Here is a 14,659-nt window from a genome sequence, read left to right on the forward strand (position 1 = left end):
CGTTGAAGAGTTCGCGCTGCCGTTCTACTGTGCGGACTCCTTCGATAACGCCGAAATCAACAGCCGAAAGCTCAAGGGCGCGGCGCACCACTTTCACTAAGTCAGCGTTAACACTCTTGAGGTTATTATCACTGCGCTGGCTGAATCTGAATTTCGTCATGATTTATACCTAGGGGTTAGTGTCGTCATTGCCACCAATGCGGTTGCCGACAATGCGGAGAGCAAAGGCACGGATTTGTTCAACGCCAATGAAGCCAATTAAGCCACCGACTGCCAGCGTGAGTTGCTGAGGGAGATCTAAATACTCAAGCGCACTAACAGCGGTTAATGTCAGTGCGCCACAAGTCAGCCCCTCTAATAAGGTTTTCTTCCAGCCACCACCGGTATATGCCACTCGTAACCCTGCCATCACCACAGATAGCAATACGCCACCCAGTGGAACGTCACCCCGCCACCAGGCATAAAGTAGTTCGCCCCAGTCATTCCATGTATGCGGTTCGTTATGCATTCTCATACCACCTCCCCAGCGGGGAATATACTCCCGGCATTGTCGGGTGTTGTTTTTAGGAATTTAGCCCACCAGCACAGCCACTCGTCAGTTAAGTGTGTGTGGAGTTGATTGGGTGACTGATGAGCTAAAACGGGAGAGGCCCTCACTGGTGAGGGCACCATATTGGTGATGCTAACGATATGCTTATGCGCGGAGTTACTTAACGCATAAGTGCAGCCCTGTTTAATATTTGTGATATAGAACACTTGATTTACGTACCTATCAGGTACATAGTATATTCATTGAAGCAGATAATAATTACTAAAAAGGAAGCCAACATGAAAATAACAAATGAAGAAATTATGGCAGTTAAGGCGCTAATTACTAAAGAGTGCAACACAGTCAAGTTCGACACTATTGATGATCTTGATAATTTCATACACAGCATCATTGAAGACAAAATACTGAAGCCGTTCGCAGAAAAACAAAACATTGACTACGCAAACACTCCAAACGACGAAATAATAGATAACTATGACACTATTATTGACTTGCAGTGCATGACGCGTGATGAAATCTGGGACAAGCTGACTACGTTTAAAGATTTCCTTTTTATGCAAAATGAGATCGGGTTAAGCATTACCGAAACAGCAAAAGCCATCGATGTGCCATACCGCACTTACTACAAGTACGCTACAGGAGAAAACTCAATACCTGCAGCCGCTATGTCCTGCATGAAAATGCTAATGTTTATCAAGAACAATGGAATGCTTAACAAATGGTTGTTGCGTTAAAATAACACTTGACCAATGTACCTAATAGGTACATAATATATTCATTGAAGCGAGACAACCAAAAGAAAGGAACGCCACATGAAATTATTCCACGGCTCTTACAGCAGCACCGCTCCAGTCATGCAGATAGGACAATTCACCCAAGTGAATGGTAGCGAGAACCTGTATGACGGTATCTTTGCCTCTGACAGCATGGATTCAGCTTCAAGCCACGGTTGCGGCTTTGTTTATACTTATGAAATCAACGATGAAAAAATAGCATCATCACGCGACTTAGATAACAGAACGGAAGAGGTGTACGCCTTCCTTCGTGCTGAACTCAACATTGATGATGTAGCGGAAATAGCGGATCGCATCATGTGGGATAATGACAGTGATTGTGAAGATTTCGCAGACATACTCTCGCCACGAAGCAATGCTTTTGACGGTGGCGCTGGCGACCTAAGCTGGGAGTTGCAGCGCCTGCGGGTCGTGTGGCTGCTCACCTCGGCTTCGATGCTGTAGAAATGGAAGATGAGCATGGCACTTCATACTTAATCGTTAATCCAGCAATTAAGGCGGCTTGATATTCCGCAAAGAGAGACCCCTTGAAAATTGAAAAGCATAAAAAATAAAGTCGGTTACGGTTAAGGCGTCAGCACATACCTACAAAATGCAAAAGCCCCAGCTATTAGTCCAGGGCTAGATTCATCAAATTGAGCTTATTTACATTCAAAACTAACTTGTAGTATCGGTGGTTCTTTAAATCGGCAGTCAGGACACCATGATTGCACTATATAACGTCCATCACCCATATCTCTCATTCCGAAATCATCGTAACGATAGAAAACATGGTGACCATCTCTTTCTGAGCAGGACGGACAGCTTTTATAAATAGTCCTATCTTCCTAAACAATTAATGAGTCACCTAGTGAAGCATCACATCCGGAACACTGTGCCATTTATCACTCCTTTAAAGAAATGGAATAGATCGATTAACACAGGTTACGTTTCAGTAATGATGCAAAGATCAAAAATCGGAGAAAATACAAGAAAAAAATGATAAGAGGCATCAAATCAACCACTCTTATCACACTATATGAGTTTTTGCGTACGCGTTAGTGTTTCTTAACAATTATTCTTGTATTATCTTGTTACACAACAAGACTGTTAGCAAACTCAAGCTCTCAGAGTCGGATAAGTGAACATGGAGTTATAAATTTTATGCAAGTTAAAAGCATTGGTTTTTCAATTGAAAACGAGAATCCACACATCACATCTGAGCAAATTTTAAATCATTTAATTTCACACTCAGACAATGAAATCAGGCGCTTAGATTACGTGAGAAAGATTCTTATTTCTGATGATGACGAGTTCTATACTGGCCTTGTTCTCACCTTTAAAAACCAAAAGAAAAACTGTAAATCTACAGTAAAAAATGGTCAGTTCGTTGTGAAAGTCGAAGACTTAAAAGGAGATGAAAAGTTAGTTAACTTCAACTTCTTTTGCCTAAAAAAAGAAACCATGAAAGGTCTTTATTTGTATTATCATGGTTCATGTACTTTAAATACTCTTTTTTCACAACTTCAAACCAATTCCAACGAATATATACGTAAACTCGAGAGCGATGAAATTAAATCTCTTGGAGAAAAGCCGAGCAAGAAAGACATAAAAAAACACATAAAAAATATAATATAAGGCCTAGTTTTTCTATTATTTTAAATAAGAGTAATCTTGAGACAATCCTCTCTGCTTTTAAAGAGATAAAGTCTGCTACTTTTAGGTTTAGTGCAATAGACTTTAAGCAATCAGAAATGATTGCAACAGAATCATATTCTAAAAATGTAGATATAACTTTTAATATAGACCCAACAGAAAGAAAGAAAACATCGCCTATTGCAAGGCGTGTAAATGGCGTTCTTAAAGGATTGCCTGGGATAACTAAAGGGAAAGTTGTTGCTACAAACTATAACAACCAAGAAAAAATTGTTGATTTCTTTAATTGCCCAACTTTTTTCGAAACATACGACTTCGACCAACTAGCAAATAATGTTGATGGCTTAACTAATGATAACTACACAGAAAACGCCATTGTTGCTATAATTAAGGAGCAGATACTTACGGGGAAAGATAAACGTGAATTTAATTAAAGCACATATAAATAAGGGGCTAAAAGTACAGTTTACTGTGCTTTTCCTTGTTTCTGTGTGTTTTTTGATTTCGACGCATCTTATTTATAATGGTGATATAGACTGCAATCAGCCCTTTTATGATTTTTATCAAAAAAACCTTAGAGGGTATCTTTTTTCTGGATTTATATCTGTGGGTTCTTTCCTTTTATCATTACATACATTTGTTATTGTTAGTTTAAAAGACAAACTATTTTCTACGGAGTCTTATAAAAATATTTTTGCTGATTCTAAAAACATTAAAGTTGAAGACATCAAAGAAAAAGAATTATATCTACCTTTAGATAGGCTTTCGTGTTTTCTAAACTTATCTATATGGCTTGCAATTATCACAGCAATTTCTCAGTTCACTGTTGGACTTGCAAATTACTCTCCAGCCTCAATATTTTGTATTTGGCTTGCAATGCTTACCATTTGCTTTATGCTTAACTCACTAATATTAATACGAGAAAACATTAAAGTAATGTTAAAACAATAATCAATATAAGGCTGACAACATAGCCAGCCATTATGATATTAAATATCTAATTTTACATCTAGCATATATAGAATACCGAGAATAAAACCCTGAGCTGTTTGCATTTCTTTCCTGACTGTTCCATCAGAACACTTGCGCTTACGGGCTATTGCTCTAAGAGATACATTATATAAGTAATGTAAAACAACAAGTTCATACTCATCAGGTTTTATCTTCTTCAATTTCGCAATGCAGTTATCAATGATGATTCCATCATCGTCACAGCATGAAAGTCTGTTCGGTGATTTTGATGGCAATAAACCTTTAAAACCCGCAGCAATATGAGAGTAATCTACCCCGCTGTTATCACTGGCAGCCCAGCCACCCCAACGCTCTAATACTATAGATATATCTCTCATGCTAACGTCTCCAAACTGCTGTAACCGGTCCGCATACCGCTTACTGAATTCATGGTTTTACTCCACGCAATTAAGGCCATCAGGCCAATACACCCAGTGCAAATGCACGATCTATAATTTTTTCCCATAAATCTATCTGACTACCGTGCTTTGCTTCCCACGCTTTTACACCTGCCGAGCCATGTATTTCGTCGTGATGAATTCTACAAAGCGGGATAGTTTTAAGGTCGTTGGCCTTTGTTCCCATGCCGCCCTTCCCGTGCCCGATAATATGATGTGGGTCACAGCAGCCATCCCCGCAGACGCAACAAGGCTCTGACTTAACCCACCGCACATATTTCTTATTTTCCCAACGGCGCAGTTTGGGGATGAGCATTTGACTCTCTGGAGATTCAGGATCAACTTTCAAGATTAAAACTGACTTAACGGCTACTTCGGCTGACGATTTGGCTTTCGCTACCTTGTTGGCGACCACTTCTTGTGGCGCTGGCGACCAGGTGATATCACTCTCTTTTGTGCCGCCGGTTTCGATCACAGCTGGTGGCATATGCAGAGAAGAGCGAGCAATGGCATCCGGCAGCAGGTTATAAACCTCGTTAAGCACCGCCCACCAGCACATCTCTGGCAATGTTAGCTGGTGACCTTCAGGAAAACGGAAGTAGTCACGAACGGTTTCTACAATCCACGCTACGAGATTATTAGTCGCAAGTTGATTGAGTCGGGGTAATGTATGCTCTCTCAGCTTATTGTCATGATGCCAGCACAGGCGGATTGATCGCTTGTCATAACGTAAAGTGGTGAGGTTGCGGACGTGTGTGTCATCCGGATCGTGCCACTGGCACTCTTTCAGTCGCTCGACCCACGACTCAAGCACTCGAGGGCCACCAGCGGCGCGGATGACTCTTTCATGCTCAAAGAATGGCAATAGTCGCGGATCATTAGCTAATTGCTGGTTAGCTACGGGCAGCATGCCAGTAGGGAGCGATTTAAACTCCTCCGGCTCAGTAGCCACAAGCAAGCGACCTTGCATAAACGGCAGAACATCATTCCCCGGTCTCAAGATGACAATACCCAGCTCACGCTGAATAAATGGAGTTAATAGCGCCCTCATGCGGCACCTTTCTTTGCAAGATGTTCTGTCCACAGCCCACCAATCCACTTAACGCCTTTAGGGGTGAATCTGGCCTGGGTGAATGCGTGATTATTAACAGTGTTGGTGCCGGTCTTAACTTCAAAACGTTCCAAATCAATATGCTGCTGATATGGAGTTAGCCCACCAGCCAGACGGTACATGATGCGATTCTCAATCAGGAACAGCCGGAAGTCGGTTTCTCTGGCTTTCAATAACTTGCATACATTACGGAATACCATAGAACCGGTTGCCTGAACGTAGCGATCGACAAATTCGACCTTTGGCGCGGCAATCGAAAGCTGATTTTCAAGTTGCTGCTTTTCTTCTGCCAGATCTGCAGCGAGACGCAATGCTTCGGGTAGTGACTGAGGAACCTGCGACTTATGCTCTAACTCCTGCCAGCGATCGACCACCACAGCAGTAAACTCAGGTGAAAGCCGAACAACAACTACCAGTGAATCACGCTTATTCAAATGATATTCGTAATAGGTTTGACGGTTTTGTTCGTTGATGTAGGGAGTGTCAGCCAATGGCTGAGACAATAGATTAGTGTCTGAAAGGCGTTCAATCGAACGGCGAACATCAGAATGATTGCTACCAGTCAGTACCGCAATTTCACGGCTGCTCATGGTCACAACAGATTTAGATACGGGGATGCCTACGACAGTTGTCATACGTTTATACTCCACACATTAGCGTTCTTAAGCCTCTCCAATCCAATGTCCGCACAATTGGAGAGGTGAATAACTGCACAAACACTGTACATTAACACAACCATAGAGAGCACCATTTTTTTATTCACCTCATTGATGTATATAAAATTGCTCGATTGGCGGGATTTTGCGCTCGCCCGTTTTGGCGCGCTCAAGCTTTCAACTAGCCACCCGACGCCTTATGCAGATCGTTCAAACAGTACAAATCACCAAAAAATTGGCGTATTGGATGCCCATCGATAGTCAGTAAGGTATTCATTGCGGCCCCAATAATTCAGCTATTAAAATTTCGCACTTGCCGCCCTTAATGACTGGCCCCCACTCAATCAAAAGCTTTTTCACCTGGCTATCATCGGCCCACACACCCGCGTGAGTCAGGGCATCCAGTGGCGCTTTCAGAAAATTATCAAGATCCCGCCGAATGAGATTTGGAGGGTAAAAAACGATAGAGACTGCAACTGGATCGGTAATAGCTTTCGGCATTCGCCGTAATTGTTCAAGAATGCAAGCCAAAGCCTCAGATCGGAACTGACGACCCTTGACGCTGATAAGATGGCGACCCGCTAACGGCCCCTTAGTCGGGGCGCGCCAGTAGCTGTTTACTGAGGGTGGAAATGGCAGGGTGAGTTTCAAGCCGCCACCCCGCTATCCGGTACTGGAACAACTTCAGGAATATTTTGCAGTTGGTTTTGTGGTACCAGGCGTTCGGCCTCTCTGCGGATCTGCGCTAAGAATGCCGCGCCAGTAGTCATAAGCTGATCCAGCGAGACATAACTCGTTGCTGGCCCGCGCCACGACTTATCAAATATCGCTATGGCGCCAGCGAAGAATGCACCGCTCGGTACCTGTTTATCATCTGCCGGAATAAACCAGTGTGGGAGGTCGAAACCCACGCGACCACGAATAAACGCTATATGATCGGCTTGCTCTGGCCACCAACTCTCTGACGTGGCGACTTTAATCAGGAAAACATAACGGCCACCGGCTTCACGCATTTCCGCTGTATGCTGCATGATGTGGGTCATGCCCGTGATGTATTCACCCTCATGCTGTTTAGCGCGAGAATATGGCGGATTGCCGAACGCAGCGCCTTTAAGCTCTTTCACTCGCTCAGCCCAGTTTTGTACCAGTGCGTTATCTTCTGCTGTGTAGTAGTCGGGGCATTTACTGTTTTCGCCATCACTGAACAAATCCAAAACCAGCGGGCCAAGCATCTGATTAATGCCCCAGAACAAAGGATCGGGGGTGCGCCACTGATCGCCAACCTGTTTCAGCAAATGAGATTCAGCCGACTTAAGCGCCGCCAATGATTGAGCATATTCGGTATTGGTAAAATCAATCATGCCAGCCCCCCCCCACACGATTCAGATGATTGGAAAATAGACGCAGCATCCGGTAGTTACTTTCAAATGAAAAAGTATCCAGCACTAAAAACCAGCCACGTTTTTTCGCAATTTTCAGTAACTGCTGATCATCAGTCCAGTGTTTACGTAACTCACGAATACGCCACCAACGCTGTATTTGCTGGAACATTGCCACTAACGACATAACTTTAACGTTACTGATAATCATGCTGCTACCTCCCCGCTCACGCGCTGACTGCATTCTTTCCAGAGAGCATTCCAGCGAACAACCGCAAAACTGGCCCCCATAGAACGCACGCCAACTTTGCTAGCTTCTAAGCCAACCTTGATTTCTAACTCACTGCGCTTAACATCTTGTCCGGTACCTGAAATAAAACGCTTATAAGCTGAGTCGCGTTCGCTATTGTCGATAACTGGCGCAACAGCTACTTTTGCCTGACTGCGCATCACCAGTTCATCCCATTTAACGCGGAGTTTGCGAGGGCTTAAGATATTGGCCGCCCAGAATGAATCAGTATTTGCCCACTTAAATAATTCGCAGATCTCGCGATGAGAGCGGTCATCCTGTTCGTGCATCAGGCGTACATCATTCGACCACTCCACCCAATTCGGTTCTTTAGCCGCTGCATTCACAATGCGGATTTTGGCAAATATCCATTTGGCTGCGTCCAGATCCTTGGCAGTTCCCCATGATTTTCCTGATGGGGTGTATATCGCGGCGTCTGGGTGAGTAGATAAAAAATCACTTTTTGCCTTGTTGCCGGATTCGTCAGAATTCTGCAACGAAGAGGGTTTATTGATCTGTAAGTAATGATCTGTATAGAGATAAGATTCGGCTACATCGCCGTTTCCATTTGGCTTTTCTGCCGTTTCCATTTGGCTTTTCTGCCGAATGGATTCGGCAATACCGCCGTTTCCATTCGGCAATACTGCCACTTCCACTGAGGGCGGGAATATCTTGGCAATTAACACGTCACCATCAAGACGATAATGCTTTTTCGGTGTGCCGCTTACCTTACGTGTGGCCGTCTCAATAACACCGGGAAGATAGTTACTGATCAGCTTGCTTGTTGCCTTGCGAACCTGATCAGCAGTAACGCCTCTGATCTCTCCTGCTAATTCGTCATAGCTCTTATAAAACCAACCATCGCTGAGGCTGGATGGTATGCCAGACCAATAAACCAACTGGTTCAAAATTGCAGCTAACATGTGGGCCTGCTGATCACCTTTGAAAAAATCCAAATAAGGCGCAGGAATAACAATGACATTCTTCTGCCCGGACAGAGCCTGAATAACATCAAATATCCGGCTCATATAACTACCTCGTTGAATTCTTTTCTAAAACGCCTGATCGGCTTAGAGCAGTCATGCTCGTAGTCATCACGACGATAGATAACTTCGCCAGTGCCGCGATCAAACTTAATGACGCGAACACGAACGCCTCGCTTATCAGTAAAATAACGATCAAGTATTTGAATTTTATCAGGCATATCAACCCGCCCTTGGCGCTGGTAGCGCCGGGTACCGGAATGTGTCTACAATTTGTGCTAAAACATTGGAGGTGACGGGTATCCAGTTGGCGTGTACTCTCATCAAATAACGAAAGGGCTCAGGCCCAGCGGCTGGTAAGCAGCGCAGTTGCGGAATTAGTCGATTAGCAGTTACAATGTTCATGCGTTAATTACTCCACACGTTTAGTTAATGCACCCGACGCCCCTGTGCCGCACACGGGGGCGTCACCCCTTTCGGGCTCGCAATAGACTCTCGATACCAGCGTCAAGAACTGCATCAGCGTGACCCTAAAGGCATACGCGATATCGTTAAGGTCGTGCCACTCCTGCTGACTAACGACACCGTCAATGATGTACTGACGATAAGCATTAACCAGATCACCCAGCCGCCCCACCAGCTCAGCCAGCTTGATCCCTATCTCTTCGTTATCTGTATCCACTTCAACAAACGGAACGTGATAGCCCCCCCTTTCCTTTGACCAGGCATCGGTTACATAGGCATTGCTCGCGGCTTTCTCTAGTACCATTACCCAACCAATTGGGAAAATCTGATCGCCGTCAGTGCGCAGGCGATTGAAGATTGCGTTCTGTGTCACCCCGAGCCACTCAGCGGCCTCGGCATACCCGCCCGGCAAGCTAGTAATGGTCTTTTTGATTGCAGCCACCAGCCAAGCCGGTTGCTTCTCTGCTTGCCACTTCGGATCTTGATTTTTCATTCCCACGGCTCCTTATTTTTTCCAGTGGTTTGATTTAGGCCGCAGGTGCCGTAGGCTTTTTGTAAAGTGCTGGGTTGTACTTCAATGCGCCATGCGTGCCATGATCTGCTTCAATCGCCCTCCCTTTTGGGATTAGCCGACCCCTTCGCTTTCCCCACATGGAGATGGCTTCGGGTGTTACACCATAAAAATCAGCGGCTTTTTTGTTTGAACCAAAAAAATCAGTTAACTCATCAACGGTCATAAGGCCTCCTTTTTTATAAGTTAACTTAGATATTAATGGATAATTTTATTTACATCAATAAAAACTAAAATAAGTTAGCTATATCAATAAAAGGGAAACTCCGTGGATACGCTTGGGCAGCGCATTAAGAAATTAAGAAAGGAACAAAATTACACCCAAGTTGTGCTCGGCAAAGCCGTTGGTGTCTCCGGCGTAACCGTTGGTTATTGGGAGAAAGACTTAAATCAACCGGGAGGGATGGCGTTAAGTAAATTAGCAAGGGCTCTTCGTACAACAGAAAACTACTTATTATATGGTCAAGCGGCGGGATCAGTTGCGCCAGCACCAAACGCTATGCAATTCATACCTTTACTGTCGTGGGAAGAAGCAATGGCTTTTACCACAAGTGGAGCAAATGAAATGCCAACTAGCGTAAAGAAAACCACCACGTTCCTCAATGTCTCTCCGCTGTCATTTGGTTTTATTATTGATGATGACACCATGGTTAACCCTCACGGAAGCCCAAGTATTCCGCGCGGCTCTACAGTAGTAGTGGACCCTTTAGTGGAGCCAGAAAACGGCAAAATTGTTGTTGCTGTTATATCTGATAACTCAAGCCCAAACCCTAAGAATGTGATGACAGTTAAAAAATTAGTTATCGATGGTCCGAATCGCTACTTAACTCCTCTGAATTCAAGATATGACAGTATTGCGATCACTGAATCCTGCGAAATCATTGGTGTCGTGAAAGGCGTCCAATTCGAGCTGTAGCCCCTCCATCTAAGCAGCCTTACGGGTTGCTTCACAAACAAAAAACTAAGTTTATTTATATTTTAACTTGCGATTTTAAATAAGTTATTTTATATTAAATCCATCAACAGCGAACAGGCAGGACGCCCACGAAGTAGCCGCTCGAGGCGCATGAAGATCGGGATGATTCGCTAAATAGGGAATGTGGGGTGAGTAATGAGCTCTCGAACATTTGTGATACAGAGAAGGATCGGGAAGGGTAAGTGGAAAACAATAAGCAAAGGACTGCCTGAGCCTGTAGCGCTAAGTAAGCTTGATGAGCTACTGGCAAATAGAACGGATGTGAGACATCAATACAGACTAATTGGTGAGCACTGGGTTTAGCAGTGCGGGGCGTAGAGAATGCCTCGTAAGACTTAAAAGGCCGTTTGATCCACGTTACGGATCACACAACAGGTAAGAGCATTGACGAGCAAGGCATTGAGTCCGGTTCAATTCCAGACGCCAGATAGATTTTTATTATCTGGTGATGGGCAAGTAAATGGTCTGTTCGATTCAGACACCGGCAATGCTCTTACCGTTGTAGTGAATTGATGGGTTGCGGCGGCGTATCCCTTAACCGGTGACCTAATAATTAGGGCAATCCGCTCCTCGTGACGGCGAGGGAGAGCGCGAGAAATACGGGTGTAACAGTTGGGCCGATGACAGTCGGGAAAGACCGACACACAATCGCATGAGCATTACACCGGATATGTGTCATAGCAGCCTCTGATGCAAGTTACCGACGGGGTAGTTAGGTCGGAAAACCGCGTTCAAGCCAAGCGGGGCAAGGTGGTCAAATGTAGTGCTCAGCCGATTGTGGTTTGCCAAAGAGCTGGCCTGCGCAATTGCAGCAGCCGGAAATAAGCGCCGGAAATCACAACCTTGTTCCATTGCTGTGCTGTGTCTTTAGCGGCTGCGCCTGCCAACACCAGATTGGCCAGCCGCCATTTTTTGCACAGAGAAGCGCATTGATATCTGTGCTCTTCTCTGTGTGTGGAGTGAATAACCTGCAGCTTACGCTGCTTAATAAGGATCATCCCAATGAGTGAAGAACGAAAAACTGTGGTACCCGAGTTTCTTGGGGAGTTGGATGCTGGTATTTTCGAAAACAAAATATCTGCCGCTTTAAACGCTGCCGCGTTAGGTGTTCTGAATAATGGAGACAAGGGCAAAGTTAGCATTGAATTTGTTTTATCTCGCATGAGTAATTCAATGGAAGAAAAGCGAGTGATGATCTCCCATAAACTGAAATTCACCACCCCAACGCCACGCGGTAAATCCTCCGAAGAAGATACGACCGAAACACCGATGTATGTTGGCAAAGGCGGCAAGCTGGCAATTATGCAGGAAGATCAGGGTCAGCTATTCACCATTAAAGGTGAGACTGACGGAAAATTAAAAACCGTTAATTAATTACTCATCACACAAAAGTATAATTATTTTAATTCTTAAGGACTTTATATGTCTCAACAATTAGATTCGTCAGCTATCACTGAAATTCGCGACATGGTTTTAACTTCAATAATTGAAAAGCAATTATCTTCCACGGCTTGCGATACCATCGCATTACCTGCTGGTGTTTCCGTTAAAAGTCTTGAGCAATTTAACCTGGAGCGTTACCGCTTTCGTGGTGCGATGGAAACCAGCAGTATTGATGAATACGTGAAATACTCATCTGGCTATGCGGGTGACGGTGTTCGCTGTTTTATTGATGCCGATGAAATGCGCGCAGAAACTATCTTTAATATAGGCACGCTGGAATATCCCGGTCATGCCGATAACACTGCCAGTCTGTCACTCAAGAAAACCGCGCCATTCCGCGAACTGCTTAATATTAATGGCCGCAAACAGGCGCAAAAAGAACTCGCTGAATGGCTGGAAGATTACCGTGAGTTCTTACTGGCCTTTGATGCTGATGGTGTAGTGCTGGATATAAAGAAAACCGTGGGTGCCGTTCGCCGCATTACCATTGAACAAACCAGTTCAGCCGATCATGAAGACCAGGACTTCAGCGCGAAACGATCGGTAATGGAAAGTGTTGAAGCTAAAAGTAAAGACGCTATGCCTGCCGCATTTGAATTTAAATGTGTTCCCTATGAAGGGTTAGGGGAGCGCCGCTTTAAATTGCGCTATAGCATTCTTACTGGTGGCAATGTTCCCGTTTTAGTATTACGCATTGTTCAATTGGAAGCAGAAGAAGAAAAAATAGCTGTTGAATTTTTGGAACTGCTTACAAATAAATTTAAAGGCGTCGAAGTTGAAACCTTTATTGGAAAGTTCAAAGCGTAATTAATTAAACCTCAATTAAAGAGTATCACTTCAAATATCCCAGCAATGGGGTATTTGGCGGGGTATTACCTAAAAACCGTGTGGAGTATATTATGACTTGTATTACTACTTATTCAGGGCTGACGTTCGATTATTTAAAACCGGTCGCGAATAGTATTTGCGATAAAGATATTATTCAGGGCTTATCCAATGACTGCCGTTTCGCGGGGCAAATACCCGTATTCTATTCTGTGGCCCAACACTGCTGGTTAATGAGCCAGATTGTGCCGGAAGAATTCGCCCTCGAAGCTCTGCTGCATGATGCAAGCGAAGCGTATTGCAGAGATATCCCCTCCCCTCTTAAACGTCTGCTGCCCGATTACAAAGTTATTGAGCATCGAATTGATATGGCGATCCGTGAAAAATTTGGGCTTCCCGCTGAAATGTCCTCAGTCGTTCATTACTGCGATCTGATTATGCTGGCCACCGAACGCGAAGAGCTTGACATCGATGACGGTAAGGAATGGCCGATGCTGGAGGGTATCCCTCTGGCTGATATTGCAATAGTACCAATGACGCCAATCCAGATCCGTGCTGTATTCGCGGCTCGGCTCAATGAGCTAACTGGGGCTACTCAATCATGATGTACGGCCTGTTTCTACTCGTCTGTTACATGAATACGAATGCCTACCAGTTGATAGTGTATTAATGGCGAGGACAAAATAATGAGTCAAACAATATCGGTAACAATGGCAAGGCCCAGTGAAGATGAAGTGAAATCTCTGTGGCAACTCTTTCACGCCACTGAAGCAGTAGAGGATCGCTGGAACAGGGAATCATCTGAGCAATTTCTGGAGCGCCTTAACGATCAAGATGTCAGTGATGAAGAACGCGCATTTATTGCCATTGCATGGGATTCACTGGTGCAGGGCTATGGTGGATTTGGGCGCTTCATCGGCGCTTATGAGACCCTAATCTATAATTTCCAAGATCCAGATGCTGACCACGTGGCCATACATCCTAAATTTAATGCTCTGCTGGCTGAATCAGCACTATTGCCCATGGTATTAGAGGGTTATACCGATGCCAGAAATAGCATAGTAGAAATTGAAAATGAACGTAATGCCGCACTGAACACCTGCACTCTGATTGCCGAGGCTTTGGGTATTACCGGTGCTGTTGCGGGTGACACTATTGCGCAGGTACAGCAGCTGGTTGGCGAGAATGCGGCGCTGAAAGCCTTCATTGCAGATGATTGCTGGGTTCCAGACCATGAACATCCAGACCTATCTTTTGATTGCTATCACGCTGCTATCGCACTGATGCCTGAAACCCCTGCCACCACTCAGGCGCTTAACGAATATATAGCCAGGAGTATTGCGGTTCCGGACGGGTATCGTAGCGTTAGAGATTTGATAGCCACTTTTGATTTATCTGAACCATTGCAACCGCTTGATGATGAAGAAAATAACGAAGGTTGCGCCAGTTCGTGCGAACCTTTCATGTCGGATGAAGATTCACAACTGGCTTGTGGCTGGTAGAGGGGAATGCAGATGCTGAGTAAAGCAGGATTTGAGTGGAAAAATGCGATTGTTTCAGTAGAAGAGCAAGC

At 44.6% G+C, this 14,659-nt stretch carries 21 protein-coding genes and 1 pseudogene; 10 read left to right on the forward strand and 12 right to left on the reverse strand.

All coding sequences use genetic code 11. The annotated features are described in order from the left end of the window. Together AC971_RS22340 and AC971_RS20590 are read right to left on the reverse strand one after the other, a co-directional pair. A pseudogene (locus AC971_RS22340) lies at positions 1 to 160 on the reverse strand (M15 family metallopeptidase); the annotation flags it as partial. 9 nt (positions 161 to 169) lie between these two features. Next, positions 170 to 514, reverse strand: coding sequence for a phage holin, lambda family (locus AC971_RS20590; RefSeq protein ID WP_025383027.1), 345 nt, complete (start codon positions 512 to 514; stop codon positions 170 to 172). A gap of 314 nt (positions 515 to 828) precedes the next feature. Here AC971_RS20590 and AC971_RS20595 point away from each other — a divergent pair, with 314 nt between their 5' ends. From AC971_RS20595 to AC971_RS20615, 5 genes are all read left to right on the forward strand, one after another. Beyond that, the gene (locus AC971_RS20595) at positions 829 to 1,284 is read left to right on the forward strand and encodes a hypothetical protein (protein WP_025383026.1); all 456 of its coding nucleotides are present in this window, start codon (positions 829 to 831) and stop codon (positions 1,282 to 1,284) included. 78 nt (positions 1,285 to 1,362) lie between these two features. Next, on the forward strand, positions 1,363 to 1,788 hold the full coding sequence (locus AC971_RS20600) for an AcrIF11 family anti-CRISPR ADP-ribosyltransferase (protein WP_174407869.1): 426 nt from the start codon (positions 1,363 to 1,365) through the stop codon (positions 1,786 to 1,788). Between the two features lie 699 nt (positions 1,789 to 2,487). Beyond that, complete coding sequence (locus AC971_RS24010) at positions 2,488 to 2,961, forward strand: hypothetical protein (protein WP_048677851.1); 474 nt, start codon at positions 2,488 to 2,490, stop codon at positions 2,959 to 2,961. A 116-nt stretch (positions 2,962 to 3,077) separates the two neighbouring features. Further along, positions 3,078 to 3,413, forward strand: coding sequence for a hypothetical protein (locus AC971_RS24015; RefSeq protein WP_048677853.1), 336 nt, complete (start codon positions 3,078 to 3,080; stop codon positions 3,411 to 3,413). Then, positions 3,400 to 3,930: a hypothetical protein gene (locus AC971_RS20615; protein WP_025383025.1), complete on the forward strand. Its 531-nt coding sequence runs from the start codon at positions 3,400 to 3,402 to the stop codon at positions 3,928 to 3,930. The genes AC971_RS24015 and AC971_RS20615 overlap by 14 nt, the downstream gene beginning before the upstream one ends. 38 nt (positions 3,931 to 3,968) lie before the next feature. Here the strand turns inward: AC971_RS20615 and AC971_RS20620 are convergent, their stop codons facing one another. From AC971_RS20620 to AC971_RS20665, 10 genes are all read right to left on the reverse strand, one after another. Then, positions 3,969 to 4,328 (reverse strand): antiterminator Q family protein, encoded by a 360-nt coding sequence (locus AC971_RS20620; protein ID WP_025383024.1) that lies wholly within the window; start codon positions 4,326 to 4,328, stop codon positions 3,969 to 3,971. Positions 4,329 to 4,407: 79 nt separating this feature from the next. After that, complete coding sequence (locus AC971_RS20625; RefSeq protein ID WP_025383023.1) at positions 4,408 to 5,439, reverse strand: DUF968 domain-containing protein; 1,032 nt, start codon at positions 5,437 to 5,439, stop codon at positions 4,408 to 4,410. Further along, positions 5,436 to 6,134 carry a phage antirepressor KilAC domain-containing protein gene (locus AC971_RS20630; RefSeq protein WP_038402158.1) on the reverse strand — a complete coding sequence of 233 codons (699 nt, stop codon included), beginning with the start codon at positions 6,132 to 6,134 and terminating at the stop codon, positions 5,436 to 5,438. The genes AC971_RS20625 and AC971_RS20630 overlap by 4 nt, the downstream gene beginning before the upstream one ends. A gap of 294 nt (positions 6,135 to 6,428) precedes the next feature. After that, positions 6,429 to 6,806 carry a RusA family crossover junction endodeoxyribonuclease gene (locus AC971_RS20635; protein WP_025383021.1) on the reverse strand — a complete coding sequence of 126 codons (378 nt, stop codon included), beginning with the start codon at positions 6,804 to 6,806 and terminating at the stop codon, positions 6,429 to 6,431. Then, positions 6,803 to 7,516: a phage N-6-adenine-methyltransferase gene (locus tag AC971_RS20640; protein WP_025383020.1), complete on the reverse strand. Its 714-nt coding sequence runs from the start codon at positions 7,514 to 7,516 to the stop codon at positions 6,803 to 6,805. The genes AC971_RS20635 and AC971_RS20640 overlap by 4 nt, the downstream gene beginning before the upstream one ends. Then, positions 7,509 to 7,745 (reverse strand): hypothetical protein, encoded by a 237-nt coding sequence (locus tag AC971_RS20645; RefSeq protein ID WP_048677854.1) that lies wholly within the window; start codon positions 7,743 to 7,745, stop codon positions 7,509 to 7,511. The genes AC971_RS20640 and AC971_RS20645 overlap by 8 nt, the downstream gene beginning before the upstream one ends. Then, positions 7,742 to 8,851 carry a hypothetical protein gene (locus AC971_RS20650; protein WP_025383018.1) on the reverse strand — a complete coding sequence of 370 codons (1,110 nt, stop codon included), beginning with the start codon at positions 8,849 to 8,851 and terminating at the stop codon, positions 7,742 to 7,744. Before AC971_RS20650 ends, AC971_RS20645 begins: the two co-directional genes overlap by 4 nt. Then, positions 8,848 to 9,027 (reverse strand): DUF4222 domain-containing protein, encoded by a 180-nt coding sequence (locus tag AC971_RS20655; protein ID WP_038402157.1) that lies wholly within the window; start codon positions 9,025 to 9,027, stop codon positions 8,848 to 8,850. Before AC971_RS20655 ends, AC971_RS20650 begins: the two co-directional genes overlap by 4 nt. A 191-nt stretch (positions 9,028 to 9,218) precedes the next feature. Then, positions 9,219 to 9,764 carry a YmfL family putative regulatory protein gene (locus AC971_RS20660; RefSeq protein WP_025383016.1) on the reverse strand — a complete coding sequence of 182 codons (546 nt, stop codon included), beginning with the start codon at positions 9,762 to 9,764 and terminating at the stop codon, positions 9,219 to 9,221. 34 nt (positions 9,765 to 9,798) lie between these two features. Further along, positions 9,799 to 10,008 carry a Cro/CI family transcriptional regulator gene (locus tag AC971_RS20665; protein WP_025383015.1) on the reverse strand — a complete coding sequence of 70 codons (210 nt, stop codon included), beginning with the start codon at positions 10,006 to 10,008 and terminating at the stop codon, positions 9,799 to 9,801. A 102-nt stretch (positions 10,009 to 10,110) separates the two neighbouring features. On the opposite strand from AC971_RS20665, the gene AC971_RS20670 reads away from it, so the two are divergent. The 5 genes from AC971_RS20670 (at position 10,111) to AC971_RS20695 (ending at position 14,588) form a co-directional block, all read left to right on the forward strand. Then, entirely contained in the window at positions 10,111 to 10,758 is a 648-nt protein-coding gene (locus AC971_RS20670) for a LexA family protein (protein ID WP_025383014.1), read from the forward strand. Positions 10,759 to 11,820: 1,062 nt separating this feature from the next. Beyond that, entirely contained in the window at positions 11,821 to 12,192 is a 372-nt protein-coding gene (locus tag AC971_RS20680) for a hypothetical protein (RefSeq protein ID WP_025383012.1), read from the forward strand. A gap of 48 nt (positions 12,193 to 12,240) precedes the next feature. Continuing rightward, on the forward strand, positions 12,241 to 13,068 hold the full coding sequence (locus AC971_RS20685; RefSeq protein ID WP_025383011.1) for a YfdQ family protein: 828 nt from the start codon (positions 12,241 to 12,243) through the stop codon (positions 13,066 to 13,068). A 92-nt stretch (positions 13,069 to 13,160) separates the two neighbouring features. Then, the gene (locus AC971_RS20690; RefSeq protein WP_025383010.1) at positions 13,161 to 13,691 is read left to right on the forward strand and encodes a hypothetical protein; all 531 of its coding nucleotides are present in this window, start codon (positions 13,161 to 13,163) and stop codon (positions 13,689 to 13,691) included. An 81-nt stretch (positions 13,692 to 13,772) separates the two neighbouring features. Next, a complete protein-coding gene (locus tag AC971_RS20695; RefSeq protein ID WP_048677856.1) occupies positions 13,773 to 14,588 on the forward strand; it encodes a hypothetical protein in 816 nt (271 codons plus the stop codon). The last annotated feature ends 71 nt before the right edge of the window (positions 14,589 to 14,659 follow it).

Source organism: Yersinia similis (assembly GCF_001053095.1).
GTDB lineage: Bacteria > Pseudomonadota > Gammaproteobacteria > Enterobacterales > Enterobacteriaceae > Yersinia > Yersinia similis.

What these genes read in the sequence shown, in the direction of transcription:
- AC971_RS20590 (WP_025383027.1), bottom strand. Translation starts at nt 514, where the DNA reads ATGAGAATGCATAACGAACCGCATACATGGAATGACTGGGGCGAACTA.
- AC971_RS20595 (WP_025383026.1), top strand. Translation starts at nt 829, where the DNA reads ATGAAAATAACAAATGAAGAAATTATGGCAGTTAAGGCGCTAATTACT.
- AC971_RS20600 (WP_174407869.1), top strand. Translation starts at nt 1,363, where the DNA reads ATGAAATTATTCCACGGCTCTTACAGCAGCACCGCTCCAGTCATGCAG.
- AC971_RS24010 (WP_048677851.1), top strand. Translation starts at nt 2,488, where the DNA reads ATGCAAGTTAAAAGCATTGGTTTTTCAATTGAAAACGAGAATCCACAC.
- AC971_RS24015 (WP_048677853.1), top strand. Translation starts at nt 3,078, where the DNA reads ATGATTGCAACAGAATCATATTCTAAAAATGTAGATATAACTTTTAAT.
- AC971_RS20620 (WP_025383024.1), bottom strand. Translation starts at nt 4,328, where the DNA reads ATGAGAGATATATCTATAGTATTAGAGCGTTGGGGTGGCTGGGCTGCC.
- AC971_RS20625 (WP_025383023.1), bottom strand. Translation starts at nt 5,439, where the DNA reads ATGAGGGCGCTATTAACTCCATTTATTCAGCGTGAGCTGGGTATTGTC.
- AC971_RS20630 (WP_038402158.1), bottom strand. Translation starts at nt 6,134, where the DNA reads ATGACAACTGTCGTAGGCATCCCCGTATCTAAATCTGTTGTGACCATG.
- AC971_RS20640 (WP_025383020.1), bottom strand. Translation starts at nt 7,516, where the DNA reads ATGATTGATTTTACCAATACCGAATATGCTCAATCATTGGCGGCGCTT.
- AC971_RS20645 (WP_048677854.1), bottom strand. Translation starts at nt 7,745, where the DNA reads ATGATTATCAGTAACGTTAAAGTTATGTCGTTAGTGGCAATGTTCCAG.
- AC971_RS20650 (WP_025383018.1), bottom strand. Translation starts at nt 8,851, where the DNA reads ATGAGCCGGATATTTGATGTTATTCAGGCTCTGTCCGGGCAGAAGAAT.
- AC971_RS20655 (WP_038402157.1), bottom strand. Translation starts at nt 9,027, where the DNA reads ATGCCTGATAAAATTCAAATACTTGATCGTTATTTTACTGATAAGCGA.
- AC971_RS20660 (WP_025383016.1), bottom strand. Translation starts at nt 9,764, where the DNA reads ATGAAAAATCAAGATCCGAAGTGGCAAGCAGAGAAGCAACCGGCTTGG.
- AC971_RS20665 (WP_025383015.1), bottom strand. Translation starts at nt 10,008, where the DNA reads ATGACCGTTGATGAGTTAACTGATTTTTTTGGTTCAAACAAAAAAGCC.
- AC971_RS20680 (WP_025383012.1), top strand. Translation starts at nt 11,821, where the DNA reads ATGAGTGAAGAACGAAAAACTGTGGTACCCGAGTTTCTTGGGGAGTTG.
- AC971_RS20685 (WP_025383011.1), top strand. Translation starts at nt 12,241, where the DNA reads ATGTCTCAACAATTAGATTCGTCAGCTATCACTGAAATTCGCGACATG.
- AC971_RS20690 (WP_025383010.1), top strand. Translation starts at nt 13,161, where the DNA reads ATGACTTGTATTACTACTTATTCAGGGCTGACGTTCGATTATTTAAAA.
- AC971_RS20695 (WP_048677856.1), top strand. Translation starts at nt 13,773, where the DNA reads ATGAGTCAAACAATATCGGTAACAATGGCAAGGCCCAGTGAAGATGAA.